The organism is Microcoleus sp. PH2017_12_PCY_D_A, assembly GCF_020738565.1.
GTDB lineage: Bacteria > Cyanobacteriota > Cyanobacteriia > Cyanobacteriales > Microcoleaceae > Microcoleus.
In genome coordinates this window covers 40,224-66,891 of record NZ_JAEQCI010000045.1, presented here as the reverse complement: position 1 = coordinate 66,891, position 26,668 = coordinate 40,224, and the positions used below count along the sequence as shown (strand labels likewise).

Genomic DNA, 26,668 nt, shown 5'->3' with positions numbered 1-26,668 from the left:
CTGCTAGCATCACCCCCAACCCCGTTCAAAAAACTCTCAATGGGGGTAACAGTGCCGACTTCATCATGGGTAGCAGCATCCCCGAGTCGATTAACGGACTTGGCGGCAACGACACTATCTACGGCATGGGCGGCAATGACAACATTGACGGCGGTGCAGATAACGACTTGCTCTTCGGCAATGACGGCACTGATTTGATCCAAGGTGGTGCGGGCAACGATAGCATCAGTAGTGGCAAAGATAATGACACTGTTGTTGGCGGCGATGGCAATGACTTCTTAATGGGAGATTTGGGCAAAGATACTGTTGCTGGCGGTATCGGGAGCGACACCATTTTTGGTGGCAAAGATGACGATATCTTGCTCGGTGAAGATGGCGACGACTACCTGTTAGGCAACTTAGGAAATGACACAATTAATGCTGGTAACGGCAACGATCTTGTGTTTGGTAATGAAGGTACAGACTTGCTTTTTGGTGGGGCAGGAAATGACACGGTTTACGCCGGCAAAGAAAACGACAGTCTCGATGGCGGTATTGGCAACGACTTGCTGTTCGGTAACAATGAAAATGATGTCCTCTGCGGCGATGCTGGTAACGATACGCTTTTCGGCGGTAAGGGTAACGATCTCCTCGCTGGCGGTGCTGGTTCCGATTACCTTTCCGGGGATATAGGAGATGATACTTTGACTGGCGGTTCGGGAAGTGATGTGTTTTTCCTAAATCAAAGTTTGGGTAGCGACATCATTACGTTGGCTCCCGGTTTGAGTTTCAATCAACTCAGCATTACGTCTAGCAGCAATCAAACTTTGATTAGCGTGACGGGTACCAATCAATTGTTAGCGAAGCTGAACGGTGTTGCTGCGAATGCTCTCAGCGCTAGCGATTTTATCAGTCTGTAGTTAAGTCCTGTTATTGTCAAGACTTGAGCAACTGCCACAATTACAGGACTCTTGTTGCGTAAGTCTTAAATTAGTAAGGTGCGTCAGAACTGGAAAACCTCAGGGGAGCATCTCAGTTTTGCATTTACAGTGCTGTCGGGAACTCAAAAAAGGTTCGTAGTACGGACTTTAGTCCGTTCTTTAAAAAATGCTTATTGTAAAACTGAGATGCTCCCAAACCTCAGTCTCGTTCGATAACGGAATATGACGCACCCTACAATTTGATTTGAATGTGACACGCTTGCCCAGCGTCTTAATTGCATAAAATTGTTGGATCTGCGACTTCTTGGAGAAGTCGCGGATCTTTTTTAATTATACAAATTTGCATAAATTAGATATATTCTCGCTCTCGAATCGCTCCAGTAAGTTGGACAATTAAATTATGAGCAAAATTTAATTGCTGTCGCAAAATCTTTGAACTTATTACTTTTGATTGATTGTCAAGCTGAGTGCGATCGCCTATGGGATGGCGGCGCGGTTTTTTGAGAATTGCTGTCTTTGGTGATTTAAATCCTTGACATCGGTTAAATTTTGCGGTTGCTCATCTTTGACTTAAATACTGGTCACTAACCTAATTTCAAGAGGTGCTGGATCTCCTACCTGAGAGAGAGCCGTCTCTGCTTTACTCTCGATGGTTAGCCCAAATATCATGTACTTGTCACATTTGGTCGGGAAGTTACAATTAAAAGGTGACAGTGGACATTGCTAAAGCTTTGTCAACATTATCCGATCGTACCAAACATTATGTGGCAAATAATCCAAAATATCTTTTCTCCAACTCAGTATATGCCGCACGGTCACTGCTATCTGTGGCAAACGCCTTTGGTGTGGCTGCACGTAACTGGGGACTTTTTAATTGCGATCGCCTACTATTCAATTCCGGCGATGCTGATTTATTTTGTGTTTAAGCGGCGCGACGTTCCTTTTTTAGGAATATTTGCTTTGTTTGGTGCGTTTATTATTCTCTGCGGTACCGGTCACTTGCTAGACATTTGGACGCTGTGGCATTCCGCTTATTGGCTGTCGGGGATTGAAAAAGCAATTACGGCCCTTGTTTCCTGCTACACTGCCGGATCTATGGTAACGCTACTGCCCCAGTTTTTATCATTGAAAACACCTCAAGAGTTAGAAGCAATTAATCTGAAGTTGGAGCGGGAAATTGCAGTCCGTGAAGATGCCGAATTAGCTCTCCGCTGTGCCTATGAAGATTTAGAAATTAAAGTGCAAGAGCGTACTGCACAGTTGATAGAAACCAACACTTGCTTAGAAATGGAAGCTCGCGATCGCCAGCAAGCCGAGTTAAAATTGCGCTCAGTTACCGAACGCTTGCAATACTTGCTAGCTACTACTCCGGCAGTGATTTTTAGCTGCAAATTAGGGGGAAAATATGATGTAACATTTGTCAGCGATAACATTGTTTCGCTGATTGGCTACGAAGCGGAAGATTTTTTTGATAATTCCCTCGATTGGCACAGCCTCATTCACCCCGAAGATCGAGAAATTGTAGATAATGCCTTCGCTCAGATATTAGAAAAAGAATCGATTTCCTACGAATACCGCGAACGTCACAAAAACGGTACTTATCGCTGGATTTACGATGAGGTTAAGTTGGTCAAAGATGCTGCTGGCTTACCTGTGGAGTGTGTTGGTTATGGAGTAGATATTACTGCTCGGAAACAGGCAGAGGCAGCTTTACAGCAGCAACTAAAAAGAGAGCGGCTTGTAGATGCCATTCAAGAGCGGATTCGGTCTTCTCTTAACCTAGAAGAAGTTATGAGAATGGCTGTGGAAGAAGTGCGCCAGTTTTTGTCAACTGACAGGACAGTTATTTACCGCTTTCACCCAGATTGGAGTGGATTTGTAGCAGTCGAATCGGTGGCAACAGGTGTGATGCCGATTTTGGGAATTGACATTAATGACAATTGTTTTCGCGAAGGCTACGTTTCTATTTATGCACAGGGACACATTCGCGCGATCGACAATATTTACACGGCTGGTATTTCAGAGTGCCACATTAATTTACTCACCGAGTTTCAAATTAAAGCTAATCTTGTTGTTCCCATTGTGCAAGGGGAAAATTTATGGGGCTTACTAATTGCCCATCACTGCCGCAGTCAAAGACATTGGAACTCTTCTGAGATAGAATCTCTCAAGCAAATTTCCGTGCAGCTAGCAATTGCTATCCAGCAATGCACGCTTTTTGAACAAGCCCAAACAGAAATAGCCGATCGCAAGTTAGCAGAAGCAGCGCTGCAAAAAGCTGTCGTAGTTGCTGATGCTGCCAACCTCGCCAAAAGTGAATTCCTTTCTTCTATGAGCCACGAATTGCGTACTCCCTTAAATGCAATTCTGGGATTTAGTCAGGTGATGGTGCGCGATTCATCTCTCAACGCTCAAAACCAGCAACACCTAGAAATTATTAATCGCGCTGGGGAACATTTGCTGTCCCTGATTAATGACATTTTGGAAATGTCTAAAATTGAAGCAGGCAGAAGTCAGCTTAACGAAAGTAGTTTTAATTTAAGGCGCTTGCTAGAAACCTTAGAAGAAATGTTCCGATTGAAAGCTAAATCTAAGAGATTGCAGCTAAATTTTGAAGTTGCTGACAGCGTACCGCACTTTGTCAATGGAGATGAGGGTAAATTGCACCAAGTTTTGATTAATATTGTAGGAAATGCAATTAAGTTTACAGAGAGAGGTAGCGTTACCTTGCGATTGAAAAACCAGGTAGAAGAAAGTTGGGCTGGTGAAACGGCAGAGTTTGGGGACACAGAAACAAAAACTGCCGACATCGACTGCGAAACCCCGCCCCCTGGGGATTTTGATTGTGCAGGCGCGCCTTCTCTTGGCCCCGTATCTTTACGCCTTCATTTTGAAATTCAAGATACTGGGCCCGGTATTGCCCCAGAAGAAATGGATAAGTTATTTGCACCATTCGAGCAAACAAAAGCAGGTTATAAATCCCAACAGGGAACAGGACTAGGTTTACCAATTAGTCGTAAATTTGTCCAAATGATGGGAGGCGATATTGCTGTTTCTAGCACACCTGATGTGGGAAGTACGTTTTCATTTGATATTCAAATCAGGCTTGCCGAGCCTAGGGAGATTCAAATGCTTAAACCGCAGAAAAAAGTGATTGGTTTAGCACCAAATCAACCAGAATACCGGATTTTGGTGGTAGACGATCGCGCTGATAACTGTCTAGTCATAGATAGATTGTTATCACCGCTAGGGTTCCTCGTGCGAGAAGCTAGAAATGGTCAAGAAGCTATTGCTGTATGGGAGGATTGGCAACCGCACCTGATTTGGATGGATATGCAGATGCCTGTCATGAATGGCTATGAAGCCACCCGAAAAATTAAATCTCATCCTCTCGGGAAAGAAACGGTGATTGTGGCTCTCACTGCTAGCGCTTTTGAAGAGGAACGCAAAACTATTTTAGGCGCAGGCTGCGACGATTTTATTCGTAAACCCTTTGAAGCCAAAAAACTATTCTCTCTAATAGAACAATATTTAGGAGTCCGCTATATTTACGAGGAACCTGCTGCTGTCAACCTCGAAAATAAAAGGGAAATTAATCGGATTGCGGGCAATCTACATTCTGTAGAAGCACAACTTTGTCAAATGCCTGTTGATTGGGTGGAGAAGATCCATAAAGCTGCTCATGAATGCTACGACGATAAAATTATGCGATTGATTGAAGAAATGCCTGCAGAGTTGGCGACGGCTGCACAAGTTTTAACTGATTTAGCACATGATTTCCTCTTTGATGATATCATAGATCTAGCGAAATCTGCGGTTAGGGCGCGTCAGTCTTAATATGTTCGATCTTGAAAAAATACCGTCGATCGCATGAACAGCAATCAGTCTCGGACAAGTTCCGCCATCATTCTCATAGTTGATGATACAGCAGATAACGTGCGGCTTTTATCTACCATCCTAACTGAGGAAGGCTATCAGGTTCGTAAAGCGTTGAATGGTAAAAGGGCTCTGGCGACGGTGCAGGAGTTTCCGCCGAATCTAATTCTGCTGGACGTGATGATGCCACAGATGAATGGATATGAGGTGTGCGCGCAGTTGAAAGCTTCACCAAAAACCAGTTTTATTCCGGTGATATTTTTAAGCGCCTTAGGTGACGTTGTAGATAAGGTGAAAGCTTTTGATGTGGGAGCAGTTGACTATATTACTAAACCTTTTCAAGATAAAGAAGTATTGGCACGAGTGGCCAATCAGTTAACAATTCAAAGTCAGCAAAAGCTACTGCAAGAGCAAACGAAGCAATTAGAAGAACTTGTCGAACGTTTGCAAAATGAAATTAAAGAGCGGCAGGAAGTTGAGCTAGCTTTACGTGTGGCTCAAAAAAAGTCGGATGATTTATTGCTAAATATTTTACCAGCAGCGATTGTTGAAAATTTGAAAAAAGGCGAGGGTTCTCCTGCTGAGAGGTTTGAGTCAGCAACAGTTTTGTTTGCGGATCTTGTCGATTTTACGTCTCTTGCTGCGAGAATTTCACCACTAGAATTGGTGGATTTTCTCAATAAGATTTTTTCCATGTTTGACGAACTAACTGAAAAACACGGTTTGGAAAAAATTAAAACAATTGGAGATGCTTATATGGTGGTGGGGGGGTTGCCTGTGCCGAGGGCGGATCATGCAGAAGCGATCGCAAATATGGCGTTGGATATGCAGGAGGCGATCGCAGATTTTAAAACCGACACAGGCGAACCCTTTCAAATTCGGATTGGGATTCATACAGGCCCAGTAGTTGCTGGCGTAATTGGCACTAAAAAATTCATCTATGACTTGTGGGGGGATACTGTTAATGTTGCTTCTCGGATGGAATCACAGGGATTATCGGGATATATTCAAGTTACTGCGGCTGTTTACGAACAGTTGAAAGATCGGTATTTATTTGAGGAACAGGGTGCGATCGCGGTTAAAGGTAAAGGAGATATGACCGTTTATTGGCTCAAAGGTAAAAAATAGTTGACAGTTGACAGTTGACAGTTGACAGTTGACAGTTAATAACGGTTTGTAGTGCGGACTTAAGTCCGCTTTATGCTGCGGACTTAAGTCCGCACTACAAACCTTGCTTATTGGGGTCAATCGATCGGACATGATATCATGGACAATTGTCAATTCTCAATTGTCCACTGTTAAAAAATGAAAATAATTTGCAGTTTCCAATTTATATTTTCCCGGACTATCTCGATGCGATCGATAAACTCTCGAAAATAAAACCTGCGTTCCGATTCCGACAAGTCCAGCCAAAATTGGGGAAGAGAAACAGTTTGAGCAGTTTCTCGCAAATTTACGGGGGGCATTTTCGCTAATTTGCTTTGCAGTTCTGCAACTTCTGTGCGGATTTTATAGGAGCGCAAATCAGCGGTTTCTGTGTCCAAAATGCCGCTTTCAATCAGGGCGGGAATTTGTTCTATAATTTGTTTTTTAGATGCGATCGCCCCGGCAATTCCAGCTTTAATTTCATTCATGTCGGGCCTTTGCAACTGGGCGATCGCATCGGGCAAATCGCGACAAATTCCTGCTAGGGTTAATTGCAATACTTCTTCGTAGGAAATGCCGCTGCATTTAGGCTGCGACAGACAGTTAATCGGTCGCAAATAAAGGTATTCTTTGTCTTTGCGGTAGGCTGTGACTTTGGCAACTGTCATGGGCGATTTGCACTCGGCGCAAATTGCTAAACCTGCGAGGGAACGGGGGGCGCTGGCGCTGCGGGGAGAAAGGCGACTGTTGCGCCGCAGCAATCTGTCTACTTGGGCGGCTTCTTCTCTGGAAATAATCGGGACGTGGGTGTTAGAAATTACTTGGCCGTTTTGATATTCTAAATCGCCTCGGTAGGCGGGATTTGTCAGCCAGCGGCGGCCTGTGCTGACGGAGATTTTTTTGTTGTATTTCTTTGCTAAATGGCGCACGGAACCGCGCAGGGAACCGTAGATGAGAAAGTGTTCAAAAAAGTCTTTGACGGCGGGGGAGGCGGTTTTGTCGATCGCATATTTGTCTTTGCCGCGCCGGTAGCCGTAGGGGGCTTTTCCGGGTGGGGGAAGGGATTTGATGCGGTTGCGGGCGTGTCCTTTGCGAATGCTGCGGCTGTGTTGGCTGCGCTGGAGCTCGGCGAGGAGTTTGAGCAAGTTGGCTCTGTTTTCTGTTTGTTTTTCGTCTGTGACAATTAGCTGGATGCCGAGGTTTTCGAGTTGTTCGAGGTGGGCGCACACTTGCTGTACTGTGTCGCCGAGTTCTTCAAAGCGCTGAATTAGCAGGTATTTGACTGCTTCTGTTTGGCAGTCTTTTAGCAGTTGCTGGAGTTGCTGGCGCCCTCCTAAATCTTGGTATGTGCGATCGACCTCTTGGCCCCAAAATTCAGCCGCCGGCGCGGCTTCTAGCAGCGGTTCGGTGTAAGAGTAGGCGATGATTTTCATTTATAGAAGAAGGAAGAAGGAAGAAGGAAGAAGGAAGAAGGAAGAAGGAAGAAGCCATAAAAGCAAGGTTTTTAATAACTACTGAAGAACCTAACTTACTCAATCCGGCTTTATTTCTTAGTCCCCCTCTGCTAGGACGAAAGTTTGACTCGCTTAGCGGTTGAAACCGCCAACTCTTATCTATTGTTCGCTGAGTTCGATGATATTCCCGTCGGGGTCTCGGGTAAATAATGCCGATCGACCTGACGCGCTCATTTGTACCGGGCAATTGTGAGCGATTAATTGCTCTTTGGCTGCCTCTAAGTTAGCCACTGCAAACGCTAGGTGTCGATTCCGCCCCAATTTCTCATAGTCTACGGCATCTGGTATAATTGTTGCCGCTAAAATTAGGTGGATCTGGAAGTTGCCGACTTGATACCAGATGCCGGGAAATTTTAATTGTCTGTCTACTTTTTCTAATCCTAAAACTTGGCTGTAAAATTGTTCTGATTTTTTGATATTCGAGATAACTAGGGCCGCGTGCAGGGCTTGAGTAATTTTCATGCTGGGAAAACAATTAATTTTCAATTATAACCGTAGAGTGTTTCAGCCGAAAGCAGAAATTTCGTGTCAGACTTGATATAATTTTATCAGCTTAAAATATCCTATTGTATCTTTTGCTAAGAATATTGCAGTAAGGTAAACAGCCAGTTAGAAGTAATTTTAGCAAGAATGATCTCTCAAAAACGCGCGATCGCCCCCAGTCGGCCCAAATTCGGTCTCCGTCGTGTCTTGGTGGTACCGTTTGTATTACAAATTGTTGCTGCTGTTGGCTGGGTTGGCTATCTCTCTTACAGAAACGGAGAGAAGACAGTCAACGATCTCGCCAGTCAGTTACAGTATTCCATCAGTGCCAGAGTTTACGATCGCGTCCAACACTACATCGAAACTCCTCCGTTAGTCAATCAACTCAATCATGATGCTGTAGCTATGGGCCAGTTGGATTTCGACGATTTGGAGCGCTCTCGGCCTTATCTGTGGAATCAACTTTTGCGGTTTAGCGCGATCGGTCATGCGGGAATTGCGAACGAAAAAGGTGAGTACCTGCGAATGGGTTGGGTGAACCGACTGGATGTATCTGAGAAACCTCAGCTTGCTCAGCAACTGACTCCCGGAGGTGGCGACTTGGTTTACTACAACCTTGACCCTGATGGCAATCCGCTCGAAATAGAAAGGTCTCAGCCCAATTATGACGTTCGCACCCGCCCCTTTTACACCGTTGTTGTCGAAAAAAAACAGGCTGCTTGGAGCGATGTTTACATTAATTTAGCCTACGGTACGCTGCAAATTAATGCCAGCCAACCCTATTATGACCCTCAAGGCAAACTGATTGGCGTCCTGACTTGCAGGATGGGACTCGATCAAATTCGCGCTTTCCTGCAAACCTTAAGCATCGGTAAATCCGGTCAAGTATTTATCATTGAGCCGGACGGGAAATTAATCGCTAGCTCGCTGAAAAATCAGGCTCTGTCCCTCGGTAAAGGCCAAGACCAAAAACGGATCAAAGCACAGGATGATAGCAACCCGCTGATGAGCAAAAGTGTAGTTTATTTACTCGATAGCTTCCAACGCTTAGACAATATTAAAGAAACTGTTCAACTTAATTTGAACCTCAACAGTCAGCGGCAATTTCTCCAAGTTTCTCCCCTAACTGACAAGTACGGTCTCAACTGGCTAATTGTAGTTGTCGTACCAGAATCCGACTTTATGAGCCAAGTTTATGCCAATACTCGCAACACCATCTTGCTTTGTATTGCGACTCTAATTGTGTCAATAGCAGTCGGATTTCTCAGCGCAGACAAGATTATTTACCGGATTTTACAAATTGCTAAGGCTTCCGAAAATATCGCAGGTGGCGATCTAAATCAGAATATTAATCCTAGCAGAATATTTGAACTTGAAACCTTAGCTAATTCCTTCAATAGTATGGCACGACAACTCAAAGAATCTTTTGAAACTCTCGAAGACAAAGTTACCGAACGCACCTCAGAAATTGCCACAGCTCATCAAGAAATTGCAGCTCTTAACAAGCGGCTGAAGGCAGAAAATCGGCGCATGAGCTCCGAACTCGGTATGCTCAGACAAATGCAGCAGTTGATTCTGCCCAAACCCGCTGAACTCGCAGCAATTGCAGACTTGGATATTGCCGGATTTATGGAACCCGCCGATGAAGTTGGTGGCGACTACTACGACGTACTTTACACTGAAGGTATTGTGACTGTGGCGATCGGCGATGTCACCGGACACGGACTAGAAAGCGGCATTTTGATGGTGATGGCTCAAACAGCCGTCCGCACTCTTCAGGAAATGCCCGAATCCGATCCGGTGCGCTTTTTAGATACCCTCAACCGCACTATTTATCAAAATATTCAGCGCATGAACTCAGACAAAAATTTGACGCTATCTATCCTCAGCTATGCCGATGGAACAATAAGTATTAGCGGTCAACATGAGGAAGCTATTGTTGTCAGAAAAAGCGGTAAAACTGAGCGAATTGATACAATAAACTTGGGATTTCCTATCGGCTTGGATGAGAATATTTCAGAGTTGATTAACCAGGTTTTAGTAGAGTTAGAGCCGGGGGACGGGGTGGTGCTCTATACCGACGGCATTTCTGAAGCCCGAAATATCAACAAAAAATTCTACGGGATTGAAAGACTCTGTGAAGTGGTTTCGGTTAATTGGCATAAAAGCGCCGAACAAATCAAGCAATCCGCGATCGATGATTTACGAGAATTTATTGGAGAACAAAAGGTTTTTGATGACATTACTTTGGTGGTTCTCAAGAAAAAGGATTAAGTCCTGCCTCTCGTCGGGAGTGTGCGGGATACTATGTTGCCAATCTGAAAGTGACACCACATAGTCCCGATCGCTATTTATCTGTCATCGCTCAAGCCCAACACGCTCGATCGCTATTATTGTACCCTTTCCGACAAAAAAAATAGCGATGTACCAAGAAATTTATAGGGAATTCAACCAACAGGAAGCTGGATATCCCAGATGTGACTCGAACAGGCGATCGCTTCCCGGAAGCAAGCGCTTCAAAGATTTTTAACAAAATTCATGATACCTGCGATGGTTAGCGATCGACATATCATTATTTTTTGTCAAATCTTCCTGAAACCTTGGGAGCAGTAGTAAACTAATAAATAATCAACACAAACAAGTTTGATAGTGCTTAAACATAACTTGCGCGCAGGTAGCCTGAAACCAGTTTTTTTTACTACAAAGGTTGTAGCCAGCGGATTAGGTAAAAAACCCGGTTATGAAGGTCGGAGTGCGTCCAAGACTCTTAAACCAAAAGCTGACTAGGATTTAGCAACTATGATCCCGATCTCAATTCCCGGCTACCGCATGAGCGAACAACTCTACTCCGGCACCCGAACCTTGGTTTATCGAGGTTTTTCGGAATCAGACAATCGACCAGTCGTCATCAAATTGCTCAAGTCTGAGTATCCGACTTTCACCGAACTGGTGCAGTTTCGCAATCAGTACACCATTGCCAAAAATATTGATAATTCCGGTATAGTCAAACATTTAAGTCTGGAAACATATCGTAACGGTTTTGCTTTAGTAATGGAGGACTTTGGCGGTATTTCTCTGGCTGAATACATCACCAACGATGCTTTTGGAGTCCAGGGTAAATTCACCAATCGCCTAGCCATTTTTTTGCAAATTGCCATTCAAATTTGTTCGACATTAGAAACAATATATCACAGCGGCATTATTCACAAGGATATCAAACCACAGAATATTATAATCAACCCTACAACCAAAGAAATTAAACTTATAGATTTTAGCATCTCATCGCTTTTGCCTAAAGAAAATCAAGAAATCAAAAACCCCAATATCTTGGAAGGGACATTAGCTTATATGTCTCCCGAACAAACTGGCAGAATGAATCGCGGGATTGACTACCGCACCGATTTTTACTCGCTAGGAGTAACTTTTTACGAACTGTTGACAGGACAATTGCCATTCCAATCTAAGGAGCCGATGGAGTTGGTTCACTGTCACATTGCTCGCCAGCCAATGCCCCCGATCGCCCTAAATCCTGCCATCCCCCCAGTATTGAACGACATCGTGCTAAAACTGATGGCTAAAACAGCGGAAGCACGCTATCAAACAGCTTTTGGCATCAAACACGATTTAGAAAAATGCTTAAAAGAATACTCAGATCGCGGCACTATTCAACTGTTTGAATTAGGCAGCAGAGACATTTCCGAATGCTTTGTAATTCCCGAAAAACTTTATGGCAGAGAAAGCGAAGTTTCGAGCCTATTAGCAGCCTTCGGGCGCGTCGCCTGTCCCCAGGAAAATCGCCCAGCAGCCGATTTGGAGGTTTCTTCTCCTAACAGCCGAGAACCGCATAAAATCCCCCGTACAGCTACTACCGAAATCATGCTGGTAGCAGGCTTTTCCGGCATTGGCAAAACCGCTGCGATTAACGAAGTTCACAAGCCCATTGTTCAGCAGCGGGGATACTTTATCAAAGGGAAATTTGACCAATTTAGACGCGATATTCCCTTGGGGGCATGGGTACAAGCTCTGCAAAGTTTTATGCGGCAATTACTCACAGAAAGTGCTGCTCGCGTTCAGCAGTGGCAAGCCCAAATCTTGTCAGCTTTAGGGGATAATGCTCAGGTAATTATTGATGTTATCCCAGAATTAGAACTGCTGATTGGCAAGCAACCTGTTGTGCCTGAACTAGAACCAAATCCTGCACGAAATCGCTTCAATCTATTATTTAAAAAGTTCCTTCGTGTCTTTGCTACCAAAAATCACCCCTTAGTCATTTTCTTAGATGATTTGCAATGGGCAGATTCAGGATCTCTGAAATTAATGCAATTGTTGGTGGGCGAATCAGAAGGTCAACATTTGTTGCTAATTGGTGCCTATCGAGATAATGAAGTGTCCGAGGTTCATCCCTTAATGCTGACTTTATCAGAGATTCGCAAGCTAGGTGCGGGTTCATCTTCTCTACAAAAACAGGGAAGCGATCGCTCGGCCGCTATAATTAATCAAATTACTCTCGCGCCACTTTCAATATTTGACTTGAATCGTCTGGTTGCTGATGCTTTAAGTTGTGCGATCGACCGCTCTGTTTCCTTGACCGAATTAATTTATCAAAAAACTAATGGCAATCCTTTTTTCAGCAATCAATTTCTCAAAAAGCTCCACGAAGATAAGTTAATTTATTTCGATTTTACGCCATTTTTAGGGGGAAAAAGGGGTGGTTGGCAGTGCGATATTACTAAAATACGAGAGTTGACAGTCAGCGATAATGTCGTCGAATTTATGGCTGGTCAATTGCATAAATTGCCGATCGCTACTCAAGATGTTTTAAAATTAGCTGCTTGTATTGGTAGCGAATTTGATTTAGAAACCTTAGCCCTTGTTTGTGAAAAATCTCAAATAGACACCGCAGCCTACTTGTGGAAACCATTGCAAGAAGGTCTAATTTTACCGCAAAGTGAAGTTTACAAATTTTTTGGAGAGGATGGGGAGTCTGCGCCATTAGCCGTTGCCGATTGTCAATTGCCAAGTTACAAATTTTTGCACGATCGGGTTCAACAAGCCGCCTATTCTTTGATTCCAGACGACGCAAAGCAGTCAACTCACCTGAAAATTGGCAGATTGCTGCTGCACAAGGGTTCTGACGGGGACACAGCCCCTAGGGAAGCGCCGCGGGAAGATCGGATATTTGATATTGTCAACCACTTGAATATGGGAGTGGAATTAATTGTCGATCGCACCGAAAGACATCAACTAGCTTCCTTAAATTTAATTGCTGGGCGCAAAGCTAAAAATTCCACTGCTTATGCTGCTGCTGTTGATTACTTAACTATCGGCAGAAATCTGCTAACCGGTGATAGCTGGACAAATTTGTACGACTTGACGATCGATCTTTATGTAGAAGCGGTTGCAGCCGAATATTTGAATACCAATTTCGATTTGTCGCACCAACTGGCCCAAATAGTTCTATCTCGATCGCACAACCTCCTCGATCAATTCCGAGTTTACGAAGCGCAAATTCAGTCTTATATTGCCCAAAATCAGATGCAATCGGCAGTGGATACTGGATTGCAAGTTCTGGGAATGCTGGGTGTTGCTTTGGAAACACAACTGCCGGCGGTGGTGGAGATATCCGCTTTAGTTAATCTCCCAGAAATTCATGATGCTTACAAAATTGGTGCTTTGAGGATTTTATGTGCGATCGCATCTGCTGCTTATCTAGCCCCTCCAGAACTTTACCCAGCCGTTGTCTTTACAATGGCACATATTTGCAGCAAATACGGAAACTCGGCCCCGGCTAGTTATGCCTATGCTTGTTGCAGCTTAATCTGTCAAACAATCGGAGACATTGAATTAGGCTATCAATACGGTCAACTATCTTTGCAAGTATTAGATAAATTTCCATCCACAGAATTTGAATCTAAAGTTGTGATGGTCTACAATGCTTGCGTGAGACATTGGAAAGAACCCAGTCGATCGACAATACCATCTTTGCTCTCAGCAGTCCAAAGCGGTTTAGAAAGCGGCGATATCGAATATGCTTGCTATGCTGCTATGTATCTTTGCATCTACAGCTTCTTTAGCGGTGAAGACTTAACATCTGTAGACCAGAAATACGAGCAGTATCTTGAACTAATGGTTAATTCTAAACAAGAATATCAGACGTATTATACCAAGATATGGCGACAGCTAACATTAAACTTACAAGGATTAGCTGAGGACAAATGTCGGTTAGTTGGCGATAGTTTTAATGAAGATGAACTGCTGCCAGTTTTGCTAGCAGCAAATAATGTTTCTTCCCTCTTTGGAGTTTATTTTTCTAAATTGGTTGTCAATTATTTGTTTGGCGAGATCGAAAGTGCCGTAGAAAATGCCCAGCTAGCAGAGCAATATGTCGCTGGTGTCGGTTCGCTGATGATGGTACCGCAGCACAACTTTTACCATTCCCTAGCCCTGCTGGCGCTGTATCCCGATGCTGAGCCGATCGCGCGATCGCAATATTTGAACCAAATCAGAGCCAATCAGGAAAAAATGCAAACCTGGGCATTTCACGCACCGATGAATTACCAACACAAGTATGACTTAGTAGCAGCAGAAACAGCACGAGTCTTGGGAGACAGGCTCGAAGCAGGAGATTTGTACGATCGCGCCATTACTACCGCCAAAGACAACCAATACCTTCAAGAAGAAGCACTCTTCAGCGAACTTGCAGCTAAATTCTACCTGGAATTAGGCAAAGATAAAATTGCCCGCGTCTATCTAACTGACGCTTACTACGCTTATGCTCGCTGGGGTTCCCAGGCAAAAGTCCATGATTTACAACAAAAATATTCCCAATTACTCGGCCCCATTCTCCAACAAGAAAACACTTTTTATACAGGAGAGACAATTGCTGAAACAATTGTGGTAGGGATTACGAACAGCAGCCAAAATGTTTCCAATTTCCTCGACCTAGAAACAGTAATTAAAGCTTCTCAAGCCATATCGGGAGAAATCAACGTCGAGGAACTGCTATCAACCTTGATCAGAATACTGATCGAAAATGCAGGCGCATCCAAAGGCTCTCTGATCTTAGAAAGGGAAGGTGAATTATTGATTGTTGCTAAATGTTTAGGAGAAAACTGCTATTTGCCAAATATTCCAGTTTCTCAAAGCCAACATCTTCCAATCACAGCCATTAACTACGTCTGGCGTAGCAGAGAAACCTTGGTAACTAACGATATTGCTGTAGAAAATATCTTTGCAGCAGATCCCTACATTATTCAGCACCAACCTAAATCCGTATTGTGTACTCCCATTGTTAACAAAGGTCAGGCGATCGGCATTCTGTACTTAGAAAACAGTCTCGCCACAGGTGCATTTACTGCTGACAGATTAGAAGTATTAAAAATCCTATCTTCCCAAGCTGCTATCTCCATTGAAAATGCTCTGCTCTATCAAACTCTAGAAGATAAAGTAGAAGAACGTACTGCCGAACTTGCTCGAGCAAATCAAGCAATTTCTGCCCTCAACCAGCGCCTCAAAAACGAAAATGTTCGGATGAGCGCACAACTCGATATCCTCAAACAAATGCAGCAGTTAATTTTACCAAAACCAGCGGAATTAGCAGCTATTGCAGAGTTAGATATTGCAGGATTTATGGAACCAGCCGATGAAGTTGGTGGCGATTACTACGACGTACTTTTTAATGACGGGGTGGTAACGCTCTGCATTGGTGATGTCACCGGACACGGACTAGAAAGTGGCATTTTGATGGTGATGACTCAAACGGCTGTTCGGACTCTGAAGGAAGTTCAAGAACTTGACCCCTTGCGCTTTTTAGATACCCTCAACCGCACTATTTATAAAAATATCCAGCGGATGAACTCGGACAAAACCCTGACGCTAGCTCTCCTCAATTACGCAGACAGCCAAATTAGTATTAGCGGTCAACATGAGGAAACTCTCGTAGTCCGAAAAGGCGGTAAGATTGAACGCATTGACATGATGGATTTAGGATTTCCCATAGGCTTAGATGAGGATATTTCAGATTGGATCGGTCATCTTTTAGTAGACTTAGAGCCGGGGGATGGTGTAGTGCTTTATACTGATGGCATCCCCGAAGCTAGAAATATCCACAAACAATTCTACGGCATGGAAAGACTCTGTGAAGTGATTGCTCAAAACTGGCATTTGAGCGCCGAACAAGTCAAGCAAGCTGCGATCGATGATTTGCGAAAATTCATTGGTTCGCAAAAGGTATTTGATGACATTACTTTGCTAGTATTGAAGCAACAGGGAAATATTGTGCATAATTTATGATTGACGACGCTCGCCAACCCTCTTTCTAACATGGCTGTTGGATTGAGTCGCGAAGCATCGAAGCGGAAGCAAGCCGGATTTGCAGCTTTGCTCGTGTAAGTTATAGTAATGTACAGCGAGCGAGTGAAAAAATTTTGTGTTCCCGGATTCTGGAGTATCAATTATGAACCCCCAAATAAATTTAGCACAATCTAAATCCTCGGAAGAACTTAATGTCCAGCTACAGGATTTGATCCAAAAACTTGAAGAAGCCGAAGAAGAAAAACATAGCTATGAAACTTTAGTAGACATTATCACAGAACATTCCACAGATTTGGAAAACCAGATCCACCATAAAAATCGAGAGATGCAGACTTACATCCACCAGGTAAAAAAGGTGATAGATGCAGCTATTGCTGTGAAGAACAACAGCTTTGAACCCCAGATATTATCAGAGGTGGCAGCCCGCAATGATGCACTGGGAGAATTGGCACAGGTATTCTCGCACATGGTGCAAACGGTGAAAGCGCGGGAACAGGAATTAGAGAAACTTTTGCAAGCCTACGGACGTTTTGTCCCCGATGAATATCTGCAATTTCTGGGAAAACAAAGCATTGTAGATTTCCAGCTTGGAGATCACGTGAGTAAAGAGATGGCTATCATGTTCTCCGATTTGCGTTCTTTCACAACAATGGCGGAGCAAATGACTCCTCAAGAAAATTTTGACTTCATCAATACCTATTTACAGCAAATTAGTCCCGAAATTCGCAAGCACAACGGTTTTATTGTCAAGTATATGGGAGATGGACTGATGGCCGTTTTCCCCGAGGGCGTTGATGATGCTATTCAGGCGGGAATTGTGAAGTTTGAACAGTTGCAAAAATTCAATCAAAACCGTACTATAAATGGGGAGATACCGCTGAATATTGGCATTGGTATCCATGTCGGTGATACGATGGTGGGGATTATTGGAGACGCGAATCGGATGCAAGCCGATGCGCTGTCCGATCATGTCAATCTTACGGCTCGTCTGGAAAGTTTAACTAAGTATTATGGGGTATCTTTATTAATTTCAGGAGAGGTGGTACAACGTTTGAGTCAACCCGAAAAGTATCATATTCGATTTTTGGATCGGGCAATTGTCAAAGGCCGACAAGAAGCCATTACTGTTTGTGAGGTGTTAGATGTTGAAGTAGAACCTGTGCGATCGCTCAAAATTCAAACTTTGCCTATTTTTGAGGAGGGTCTAGAACAATATTGTCAGGGAAATTTTGCTAATGCCCAAGTTTGTTTTGAACAGATAGTGGCGCTAAATCCCGCTGACAAACCCAGCCAAATTTACCTAAAACGCATTCAAGAATTATTAGAAAATAGTATTCCGGCTAACTGGAATGGCGTGTGGAAATTTACCCAGAAGTGACATTGACACATTAAAAGGAGGGAAAAAGATAATGACATCTGGAAGTTTACAAACTATGACACAAGTCTTTGGAGAATTCATCGACCAGTTTCCACCGGAACACGACTCCCTAGAACTTACATTTACGCCCAGTTCTCGCCCCATCAAGCAGCGCTGGCGCAACAATAGGGTATCGGCTCATTTTGTGGCCGATTATTTATCGAGTTTTCTCCCGGTGGACGAGCAGGATGCTAGGAGCGAAAAACGGATTAAACAAAGTAAAGGAGCTGTGAGTTACATTGCCAATGAACTATTAGAAAATGCCATCAAGTTTACTGATGACAATTGCAATCACAAGGTAAGGTTTGGGATACACTTTATAGGAGAAGCTGATGTGACGGCGGTAATTTTTGCCACTAACTATGTGCAGCAACCAGCGGCTAATAAATTGCAGGAATTCATTACAGAACTGTTTAATTCGGACTCTGATGAACTATATTTACAGCAGCTTGAAAAGAATGCTGAATCTGAATGTGAAACATCGGGACTGGGATTGCTGACGATGATTAATGACTATTCAGCTAAGATTGGTTGGAAATTTGAGAGGATTTCTGATGGTTCCAATATGCTAGCTATTACCACGATCGTTCAGATTAGCGTTTAGTTTTAACTCGGTCAATATTTACTCTGTTGTGCGATCGCCATAATTCACTCAAGACATCACAAAACAATGAATATTCAAGAAATTCAAGGTCAAGACTACAGCATTCAATACGATCCACAATCAGTGACAGTCAGCTTCACGGGCGAACTTAGCTTAGATGGATCGCCAGATTATGCGCCCATAGTTCAATTATTAGAAGATGTTGCTAGTCCCGAACCCTCTCACATTACCTTGAACGTCAAAAAATTAGAATTTGTTAACAGTTCGGGTATTAATATGCTGTCTAAGTTTGTTATTAGCGTGCGGAAAAAGAAAACAATTCAGCTCTTGGTAGTGGGTTCCAATGATGTTCCTTGGCAACAGAAGTCTCTCAAAAATTTAGAAAAGCTGTTGCCAACTTTGAAGCTAGAATTGGAGTAGGCGATCTGTGAATTTTAACCGCAGTTAACGTTTGTAGTGAGGACTTGAGTCCTCAAAGTTTTCAGAGGACTCAAGTCCTCACTACAAACCTTCCTGTGCTACAATTTATACAGATAAATTTGGATGTCAATCGACTGTTTAAGTTTGCTGCACTGGGAGTTCAATGATAAACTCGGTTCCCTTCCCCAGTTCAGACTCGCACCTGAGCGTTCCTCGGTGATTTTCTACTAGGATTTTGTAAACAATAGATAATCCTAAACCGGTACCTTTACCGATCGGCTTGGTGGTAAAAAATTGCTCGAACATCCGTTTATTGACTTCTGCTGTCATTCCCGATCCTGTGTCAGAAATCCTGACTCTGACGCGATCTAACCCAGCGAGTTCTGTGCGGATCGAAATTTTTAGGGCTGCATCGGGCTGATTTTTTGCTGCCTCGTCTAAAGCATCGATCGCGTTGCTAATTAGATTCATAAATACTTGATTTAGCTGTCCGGCATAACACTCTACACCAGGCAGTTTTCCATAATTTTTAACTATTTGAATATCTCGACGGTCTATTTTAGAATTGAGGCGGTTGCGTAAAATTAAAATGGTGCTGTCTATGCTGTCGTGCAAATCGCACTGCGTCATGTTAGTGTTATCTGTTCGCGAAAAGCTGCCCATGGATTTGACGATTTCGCGAATGCGATCGGAACCCATTTGCATGGAGGACATAACTTTAGGCAAGTCTTCAACTATAAATTCAAGATCGATCTCTTGGATTTGATTTTTTATTTCGGTACAGGGGTTGGGATAGTTTTCTTGATATAGACGTAGCAGGTTCAGTAAATCTTGGGTATAAATTTCGGCATGGCTCAAGTTGCCGTAAATAAAACTAACTGGGTTATTAATTTCGTGGACGATACTCGCCATTAGTGCTCCGAGGGAAGACATTTTTTCGCTGTGGAGGAGTTGAGCTTGAGTTTGCTTGAGTTCGCGAAGTGCGCGATCGAGTTGGGCTGCTTGGGCTTCGGCGCTGCTGGTGGCTGCACAGCTTTCTTGATAGAGTTCAACTTGTTTGAGATCGATTTCAAATTGTTCGATTTCGCTTTCTTGCTGGTACTGACTGACGACGGCATCGAAAGCTGTTAGCAATTCGCCACCGGCAGCTTCGATAATGTACTGTAGATCGGGATTTTCCTGACTGAGTTCGGTGTCGGGAGCTTGGACTAAGGCTTTTATGCGATCGATATATTCGCGGACTTGCTTGTCTAGATACAGCGGCGCCTCAAAATACATCGCTTTGACGGTGGGTGAAGGGGGACTCGCTAAGTTGATGCTGCTGTCGGTATGAATTAAATCGCGGTGAGATTTTTCCATAAGCTCGATCGCCTCTAACAAGTTCCCGCGCAGTTTTGCTCTTTCTGCTGCATTCACAGAGCCAACTAACCTCATGCAAAAAAATGCGGTTCGCTGGGAAAGCATTCGCTGGCGGCCGCTGATGTTAATTACCGCAGCACTAACTTTTCTGGCTGTCGTAATTTCTTCCAGATTAAAGTAGTTGCTCAGTGCCGCCATTCGTAATACTCCAGAATCAACTAAATGTTTGTAGCTCGTGCTGACACAAGATTGTATAGCCATAAAAAATATTGTACATTACAGCAAGCAATATATGCTCTATTTACTGTTAAAGTAGTATACTTTAATACAATTATTTTCTATTGGTCGCTTGTAGCAGAAGAAAGAAGGAAAAAGAAGGAAAAAGAATCAGCAATCAACTGCATTGGAAAAGGGCTATTCTGAGTGTTCTAACAGTATAACGTCCCCTATCATATTTTGGAAAATTTCGCTTATTGCAAAGGTTTTCTTAATTATCCAAAAATTTACTAATCAATTTTGCCATGATTTGAGCTTGAGTTTGCGGCAACCCGTGAGTGGCATTAGGAAGAATTGCTAATTCGGCTCCCGGTATCTCGTTGGCGTAGGTTTGACAGTGCCATAGAGGAATTGTTTCGTCGCTATCTGCTGCGATGACTAAGGTAGGAATTTGCAATTTGTGAATTTCTTTTTCTACTGTGTCAACGGCGTCTTCTGGCCGCATCCGGCTCATTAAAAATGACCTTGCTACTGGTTGATACATTAGCTCCCTGCGCCAGCCGGAAATTTCCTGCAATTTCTTACTTTTTCCCGCTAATCTAGCAAAAGGTTTTGCTAGCTGCAAGGCCCAATCAACGGCGGGCGTTTGCCACAGCAGGGGCCGCAAAGCGTCGTACTGACCGCAAAAACTGTCGTCGCGGATTCCCGCAGGTGCTGCTAACACTAAACTGCTGACAGATTTGGGATATTTTAGGGCGTATGCAGAGGCTACCCAACCGCCAAAAGAATGTCCGATGATGCCACATTGTTCGATGTTTAGTTGTTCTACAACTTGCCGCACAAAGGCAACTTCTAGGGCTACGTCGTATTGGATTTGTGGTTTGCTGGATTCTCCAAAACCTAACATATCTAAACTGATGCACCGAAATTGAGATTGCAATAATTCAATTAAGGGTAGCCAGCAAGTCTTTTCTCCGAAAAAACCGTGGAGCAGCAATAAGGGTGGGCCGCTCCCGATGTCGAGGTAGGTGGCTGTTTGGCTCTGGCTATTGACAAATGTACTTAATGTGTACTTGTGTGCTGCTACTGCTTGGGACTGCATGGGCGATCGACTCCTGATAAGATGGAAGGGAGGCAACGGGCAATGTACGGGATGTAACGGATGTAACGGATGTAAAAGTCAAGGAAGAGGTTCCAGGGAAGAGGGATTTTGTTATTGCCTCCAGAAGGAAGAAGATATATGCAGCAGGCTTGAGGGCGATCGGCATTTTACTTTTAATCAGGTGGATTTACTTATTTCAGCACTATATGTAAACAATTGTAACAAAAGAGGAGTCCAAAGGTTAAACTTCATTAAGGAGTACACAATTAGAAGTAGACCGTGATAATCTCTAATATTATTAGAAATAACTGCCAAATCGAAGCAGGAGAACACTTTGAACTCTACTTTAAAACGTTACCCGGCTTGCTCCCTGCGCGAAGATGTCAGTGAGTACGTAGCACACCTACAGCTTCACATGACTTTACAAGCTCGCAATTTGCTTCCTACGATTACTACTGCTAAGGACAGTCGCGAACAACTGTTGCAGCAGACTCAGGCTCATTTTGAGAAGCGTGTTTCTCGGCAATCTCTTTAAATAATTTTTCGGTTTCCCAATTGTACGATCGCCCGCGATGGATTTTTTCGCAACTTTCGGCTTCGCAGAAACCCGGTATCTTCACAAATACCGGGTTTCTTTTTGAGAGGAGTCGGCGGTTGAGACGGCGGTTGAAACCGCGTCTACACAAGGGAAGTCGGCCTCCGCCGACTGAAGAATAGAGGGGTATTATTTCCAGATGGGGTATTAGGCATCATGACCAATTTTGGTTAATATGCGTTGAGTATGCTTTAGTTTTATGTTTATGCGAATTCCGATTATTGCATTTTTGAGTTTGGCGGCGATGGTTGGTGGGGAATTGGGGGCGCGGGGGATCGAGCTGACTGTCGCGCAGGGTGAGGTGGAGGCTGGAGAAGGAACCGCAGAGGTTGACAGGCGAGACGGAGAAATTGACAGGCCAGACGCCTGTCCCACAAGAGTGCGGAGGGAGGAGGATGAGGTCATGGGTGACAAATTAATGTCAAACCGACCGTCTCTGTTGTTTGTATCGAAGTCTCGATCCCCCCTAACCCCCCTTAATAAGGGGGGGACAAGAAATATTCTCAAAGTCCCCCTTGTTAAGGGGGATTTAGGGGGATCTAGACTCGACTACAAGCGACATTTATTATCGGTTTCAGTCTTAAGTTCTCATCAATCGGATGAGGTGAGTCGAATTGTGCGGGATTTGCCGGCATCCGATGAGATTGCTGTTGCTCCAGAAGTTCGATCGCCCTCAGCCCAGGACGATCGCCATAAAGATTTTACATCTCTGTTACCAACTGCGGGGACGATCGCAACCATTGCCGAAATCCCGGAAGCAGTCAACCTTAACGCGCAACAGCTAGGCGGTACTCTACCAATCAGTCAAGGGAGAAATGTTGAGGGCGTTTACGTTGCAGAGGTTAAAATTCGCTTTGTTAATTCCAAAGGCGAAGCTGTGGATAAAAAGGGGAATCCGATTAAGGGGAGAATTTCGGAAGATTTTATCCGAGGCGAGCTCAAACTTAAGGCGGGGGATAATTACAGTCAGGAAGTTGTGCAACTGGATTTGCAGCAGTTGCAGCAGTTGGGATTGTTTGACAAGGTGACGGTTTCTACTGAAGAAGTTGGGACGGATATTAATGTAATTTACAATGTCGAAGAGCGATCGGCTCGTTCTGTTGGCGCGAGTGTCACTTTGAGTGATGATGTTGGTGTGGCTGTTCCTCTTTCCTATGTCGATCGCACTTTCGGGACAAACGGGCAGCGCCTGTCGCTGGAAATTCAGCCCAGCCTCCGAGGTGTGGAGTACGATGTGCGGTTTGTCAGCCCTTATGTTGCGGCCGATGACCGTTTGGGATACAGTGTGAGAGCTTTTGGCGATCGCAGAATCTCGGAAATTTTCAATAAGGATATTAATTTGCCCAATGGCGATCGAGTTCGAGAAATTCGGATGGGCGGAAATCTCGCTGTTACGCGACCTTTGGGCGATTGGCGGGGAACTTTGGGACTGAATTATACCAATATCAGCACGCGCGATCGCAATTTAAATCTTGCCCGCCGGGACGTACTCGGCAATCCTCTCACATTCAGCGGTGCGGGTGTTGATGAATTATATACTGTTTCTTTTGGCGCGGTGCGCGATCGGCGAAACAATCCCTTCAACCCTACCAGCGGCTCGATTCTCAGCCTCAGCACCGAGCAGTCGATACCTCTCGGGCGAGGTAACATTGTGAGCAACCGACTGTTGGCAAATTATATACAATACGTACCAGTAACTTTGCTCGGTATCAGCGAGTCGGAAGCTTTGCCAGAAATGTTGGCTTTTAACTTGCAAGGGGGGACGGTAATTGGAGATTTGCCGCCGACGGAAGCGTTTCGCCTGGGCGGCCGCAATTCTGTGCGGGGCTACGACGGTGGGGATATCGGTAGCGCGCGGAGTTATTTCTTGGCTTCCGGGGAGTATCGGTTTCCGGTGGGTAGGGATGTGGGTGGCGTGATATTTGTGGATTTTGCGTCGGATTTGGGAACGGGTGACAGCGTGTTGGGAAAACCGGCGGTAGTCAGGGATAAACCGGGGACTGGGGCTGGTGTTGGTTTGGGTGTGAGAGTGCGATCGTCCTTGGGATTAATTCGCTTAGATATGGGTGTTAGCGATGACGGGGACATCAAATTTGTACTCGGTACAAAACAGCGTTTTTAAAGTCCGTAATGTCATGAGTCGTAGGGTGTGCAACGGGCACCTTACTGCCTAGGGACAAAACATTGTTGTGTTCTGTATTGTCGGCAAGGGAAAATTGCTATATGTTGGTGATATCGCGTGCGATTCATGAACCACAATTAGATGCGTTCGTAGTGCGGACTGAAGTCCGCAAAAATTGAAAATCTGCGGACTGAAGTCCGCACTACAAACCTGCTGCGGACTCAAGTCCGCACTACAAACCAGTGCCATAAACTCAGTAAGCAACACTGTAGGGACACCACAATTTTGTGCCCCTACACTGTTTCAGTAACTTCTTAACGCTTTGGTTTCTTCATATCCATCAGTTTCGGTTTCACCGCCGGAGTGCGCGGATAAAACTTAAACTTATTGAGCGCAGCACTTGCCGCTTTTGCCACACCGCTATCTGTATCTCGCAAAGCTCTTTGCAACAGCGGAATCACTTTTTCAGACTTAATCATTGCTAGGGCTTCCACAGCAGCTTCCCGCACCTCGGGATTAAAATCTTGAGCTAATTTACCCAAGGTTTCTATGGCTCGCTGACCGTCGGTTCTCAAAGCATTAGCCGCACCCATTTTACCTAAAGCAGATGCTGCAAATTTGCGAGTTTCTGTATCCTGACTTTGAACGCATCCCATCAACTGCGCCACCGATGAGTAGTTTGGTGTTTGTCTGGGAGATTCAAGCATTTGTCGGATTTCTGCTTGTTCTAAATCAGTTGATTCTGGTTCGGAAAATCCTGTGTAATTTAACTCTTGTTCAACTTCTGGTTGATTGAACTCAGGTTGATTGAATTCAGGTTGATTGAACTCACTTGACGGTTCTTCTTGCCAAACTTCTTGTTGTGGTAAATCCGATGTAAATTCTGTTGGATTTAACTGACTGAACTGTTGCTGCGGGATTTCTTGTTGTTGTACATTACTCTCGTACTGCTCTTGCAAAGACCTGATAGTAGCTTGCATCTGAGCTTCGCGAGCTTGAAACTGCTCCTGAGCGGCTTGCAACTGACTCTCGTATTGCTGTTGCAAAGCCTCCCTAGTTGATTGTATGTCAAATTCGCTGTTCCCATATTGCGAGGCAGCTTGTCTCAATTGAATTTCGTGTTGTTTTTGCAGGTTTTGAAAATGTTCGTCCATCTGAGCTTGATAATTGTCATGCAATTCGTCAGCAAATGTGACTAAATGCTGTTCGTGTTGTGCTTGCAAAGATTGTATATTTTCCTGAAGCCTAGCATTGTGAGCGGCTTCTAATTCCTGGGTGAATTGTCGGATCTGCTGCTCGTGGGCGCCTGCAACTTGTTGGAGCCGATCGCGTTCTGCTAAAACTTGTTGGAGTCTATTTTCGTATTGAGTCGCAACTTGTTGAAGCTGATTTTCGTATTGGGTTGTAACTTGTCTGAGTAAATTTTCGTGTTCAACAGTAGCGTTTCTCAGCCGATCTTCTCCTTCTGGGCGTGGAGATTCGGTAGTTTGCTGCATTCGAGATATCTGAGCTAGTTCTATATCCTGAGCTATTCTGCGAGTTTGCAGCAAGTGTTCTTGCTTTTGCTTGTGCAACCGCTTTTCCACTAGCCAGTAAGCAACTGCTATCCCCGCCAAAAAACCTACGATCGCTCCTATGATTTCCACAACTGAGCTCCTCCGGACAATATAGTGATGCTGGACTTTTTACAATTTAACCATACAGCCTCCTGTAACCGCCCAAGAGCAGCAGCCAGACTGTCACTCCCAGCCAGTGAATCAGCACCGCAGGCCAGATGGAACCGCTTTGCAGGTATGCGATCGAGCACGCTACCCCCAAAACAGCCGCCAGCAGCAAAAACACGGGATTCATAAAGGTCGATCGACCAACGGGATAAAAAGTCAGCCCGTTCAGCGGGTGGTAAACTACAAACAGCAGCAAACTGGAGCATCCCCAAAACCACAGCATTAGCCCAGAAGGGTTCTCAAAAGCGTGCGGGAGCATTAACGCGCGGAAAAATACTTCTTCAGTCAGCCCCGGACTTAACAAACAGCCCGCTAGCACTCCCGCAATTATCGGCCCGGAGGTTTGCACGTCTACTTTGAGAAATCCCGACCAAAAACCGATCGGAAGTGCGATCGCGCTATAAACTAGCACCAGCAGAGCTACAACCAGCCAATCGGTGAAATCGGGAATAGTTGAAAAAGCGCGGATGAGGCGCAGTGCTAGCAAGTCGAATAGTGCGATCGCACTAAAATTTAACATAATCAAATTTCTTATTAAATTTTTTTAACAGATATTAGGAGATGGGAATCGGCACTTGAAACCCCACTGCACAAGCGAAGTCCATTTCCACGCGACTAAAGAATCAATGGAATAAAAGGCACAAAATCTGTATTATACCTCTTTTAAAAAGCAAGTCTTGAACAGGCAAGATGCCTGTTTAACAATAATTATTGAAGATGTCTATTACCAATTATATCATCTCCGGTAGATTGACCACAATAAGATTGGTTTGTAGTGCGGACTTCAGTCCGCAACCGGAGAGCGGACTGAAGTCCGCTTTTGCGGACGAACGAAAATAAGATTGGTTTGTAGTGCG

The 26,668-nt window shown here is 44.3% G+C and carries 16 protein-coding genes; 10 read left to right on the top strand and 6 right to left on the bottom strand.

Translation table 11 applies throughout. The features are described from left to right. The 3 genes from JGK39_RS14630 to JGK39_RS14620 form a co-directional block, all read left to right on the top strand. A partial coding sequence (locus JGK39_RS14630; RefSeq protein ID WP_293322250.1) for a calcium-binding protein occupies positions 1-899 on the top strand: 899 nt, incomplete at its 5' end. 783 nt (positions 900-1,682) lie between these two features. Further along, on the top strand, positions 1,683-4,757 hold the full coding sequence (locus JGK39_RS14625; RefSeq protein WP_293254453.1) for an ATP-binding protein: 3,075 nt from the start codon (positions 1,683-1,685) through the stop codon (positions 4,755-4,757). Between the two features lie 33 nt (positions 4,758-4,790). Continuing rightward, positions 4,791-5,924 carry an adenylate/guanylate cyclase domain-containing protein gene (locus tag JGK39_RS14620; protein WP_293254450.1) on the top strand — a complete coding sequence of 378 codons (1,134 nt, stop codon included), beginning with the start codon at positions 4,791-4,793 and terminating at the stop codon, positions 5,922-5,924. Positions 5,925-6,094: 170 nt separating this feature from the next. Here JGK39_RS14620 and JGK39_RS14615 read toward each other — a convergent pair whose 3' ends face one another. After that, on the bottom strand, positions 6,095-7,375 hold the full coding sequence (locus JGK39_RS14615; protein WP_293254447.1) for a recombinase family protein: 1,281 nt from the start codon (positions 7,373-7,375) through the stop codon (positions 6,095-6,097). Positions 7,376-7,555: 180 nt separating this feature from the next. Then, positions 7,556-7,918, bottom strand: a complete 363-nt coding sequence (locus tag JGK39_RS14610; RefSeq protein WP_293254444.1) for a VOC family protein — start codon at positions 7,916-7,918, stop codon at positions 7,556-7,558. 168 nt (positions 7,919-8,086) lie between these two features. Between JGK39_RS14610 and JGK39_RS14605 the strand changes: the two genes are divergently transcribed. From JGK39_RS14605 to JGK39_RS14585, 5 genes are all read left to right on the top strand, one after another. Then, entirely contained in the window at positions 8,087-10,213 is a 2,127-nt protein-coding gene (locus JGK39_RS14605) for a SpoIIE family protein phosphatase (protein ID WP_293254441.1), read from the top strand. Between the two features lie 525 nt (positions 10,214-10,738). Continuing rightward, positions 10,739-16,231 carry an AAA family ATPase gene (locus tag JGK39_RS14600; RefSeq protein ID WP_293254438.1) on the top strand — a complete coding sequence of 1,831 codons (5,493 nt, stop codon included), beginning with the start codon at positions 10,739-10,741 and terminating at the stop codon, positions 16,229-16,231. Between the two features lie 163 nt (positions 16,232-16,394). Then, on the top strand, positions 16,395-17,630 hold the full coding sequence (locus JGK39_RS14595; protein WP_293254435.1) for an adenylate/guanylate cyclase domain-containing protein: 1,236 nt from the start codon (positions 16,395-16,397) through the stop codon (positions 17,628-17,630). A 55-nt stretch (positions 17,631-17,685) separates the two neighbouring features. Further along, entirely contained in the window at positions 17,686-18,273 is a 588-nt protein-coding gene (locus JGK39_RS14590; RefSeq protein WP_293254432.1) for a DUF6272 family protein, read from the top strand. A gap of 66 nt (positions 18,274-18,339) precedes the next feature. Continuing rightward, positions 18,340-18,693: an STAS domain-containing protein gene (locus tag JGK39_RS14585; RefSeq protein WP_293254429.1), complete on the top strand. Its 354-nt coding sequence runs from the start codon at positions 18,340-18,342 to the stop codon at positions 18,691-18,693. Positions 18,694-18,831: 138 nt separating this feature from the next. Here JGK39_RS14585 and JGK39_RS14580 read toward each other — a convergent pair whose 3' ends face one another. Both JGK39_RS14580 and JGK39_RS14575 read right to left on the bottom strand, forming a co-directional pair. Further along, positions 18,832-20,313, bottom strand: a complete 1,482-nt coding sequence (locus JGK39_RS14580) for an ATP-binding protein (protein WP_293254426.1) — start codon at positions 20,311-20,313, stop codon at positions 18,832-18,834. Positions 20,314-20,539: 226 nt separating this feature from the next. Then, positions 20,540-21,370, bottom strand: a complete 831-nt coding sequence (locus JGK39_RS14575) for an alpha/beta hydrolase (protein WP_293254423.1) — start codon at positions 21,368-21,370, stop codon at positions 20,540-20,542. A gap of 334 nt (positions 21,371-21,704) precedes the next feature. Here JGK39_RS14575 and JGK39_RS14570 point away from each other — a divergent pair, with 334 nt between their 5' ends. Continuing rightward, positions 21,705-21,905, top strand: coding sequence for a hypothetical protein (locus JGK39_RS14570; RefSeq protein ID WP_293155365.1), 201 nt, complete (start codon positions 21,705-21,707; stop codon positions 21,903-21,905). Between the two features lie 265 nt (positions 21,906-22,170). Further along, positions 22,171-24,087 carry a BamA/TamA family outer membrane protein gene (locus JGK39_RS14565; protein ID WP_293254420.1) on the top strand — a complete coding sequence of 639 codons (1,917 nt, stop codon included), beginning with the start codon at positions 22,171-22,173 and terminating at the stop codon, positions 24,085-24,087. Between the two features lie 314 nt (positions 24,088-24,401). On the opposite strand, the gene JGK39_RS14560 is transcribed toward JGK39_RS14565, so the two are convergent. Together JGK39_RS14560 and JGK39_RS14555 are read right to left on the bottom strand one after the other, a co-directional pair. Beyond that, positions 24,402-25,733, bottom strand: coding sequence for a HEAT repeat domain-containing protein (locus tag JGK39_RS14560; RefSeq protein ID WP_293254417.1), 1,332 nt, complete (start codon positions 25,731-25,733; stop codon positions 24,402-24,404). 46 nt (positions 25,734-25,779) lie between these two features. Continuing rightward, the gene (locus tag JGK39_RS14555) at positions 25,780-26,331 is read right to left on the bottom strand and encodes a CPBP family glutamic-type intramembrane protease (RefSeq protein WP_293254414.1); all 552 of its coding nucleotides are present in this window, start codon (positions 26,329-26,331) and stop codon (positions 25,780-25,782) included. Between the last annotated feature and the right edge of the window lie 337 nt (positions 26,332-26,668).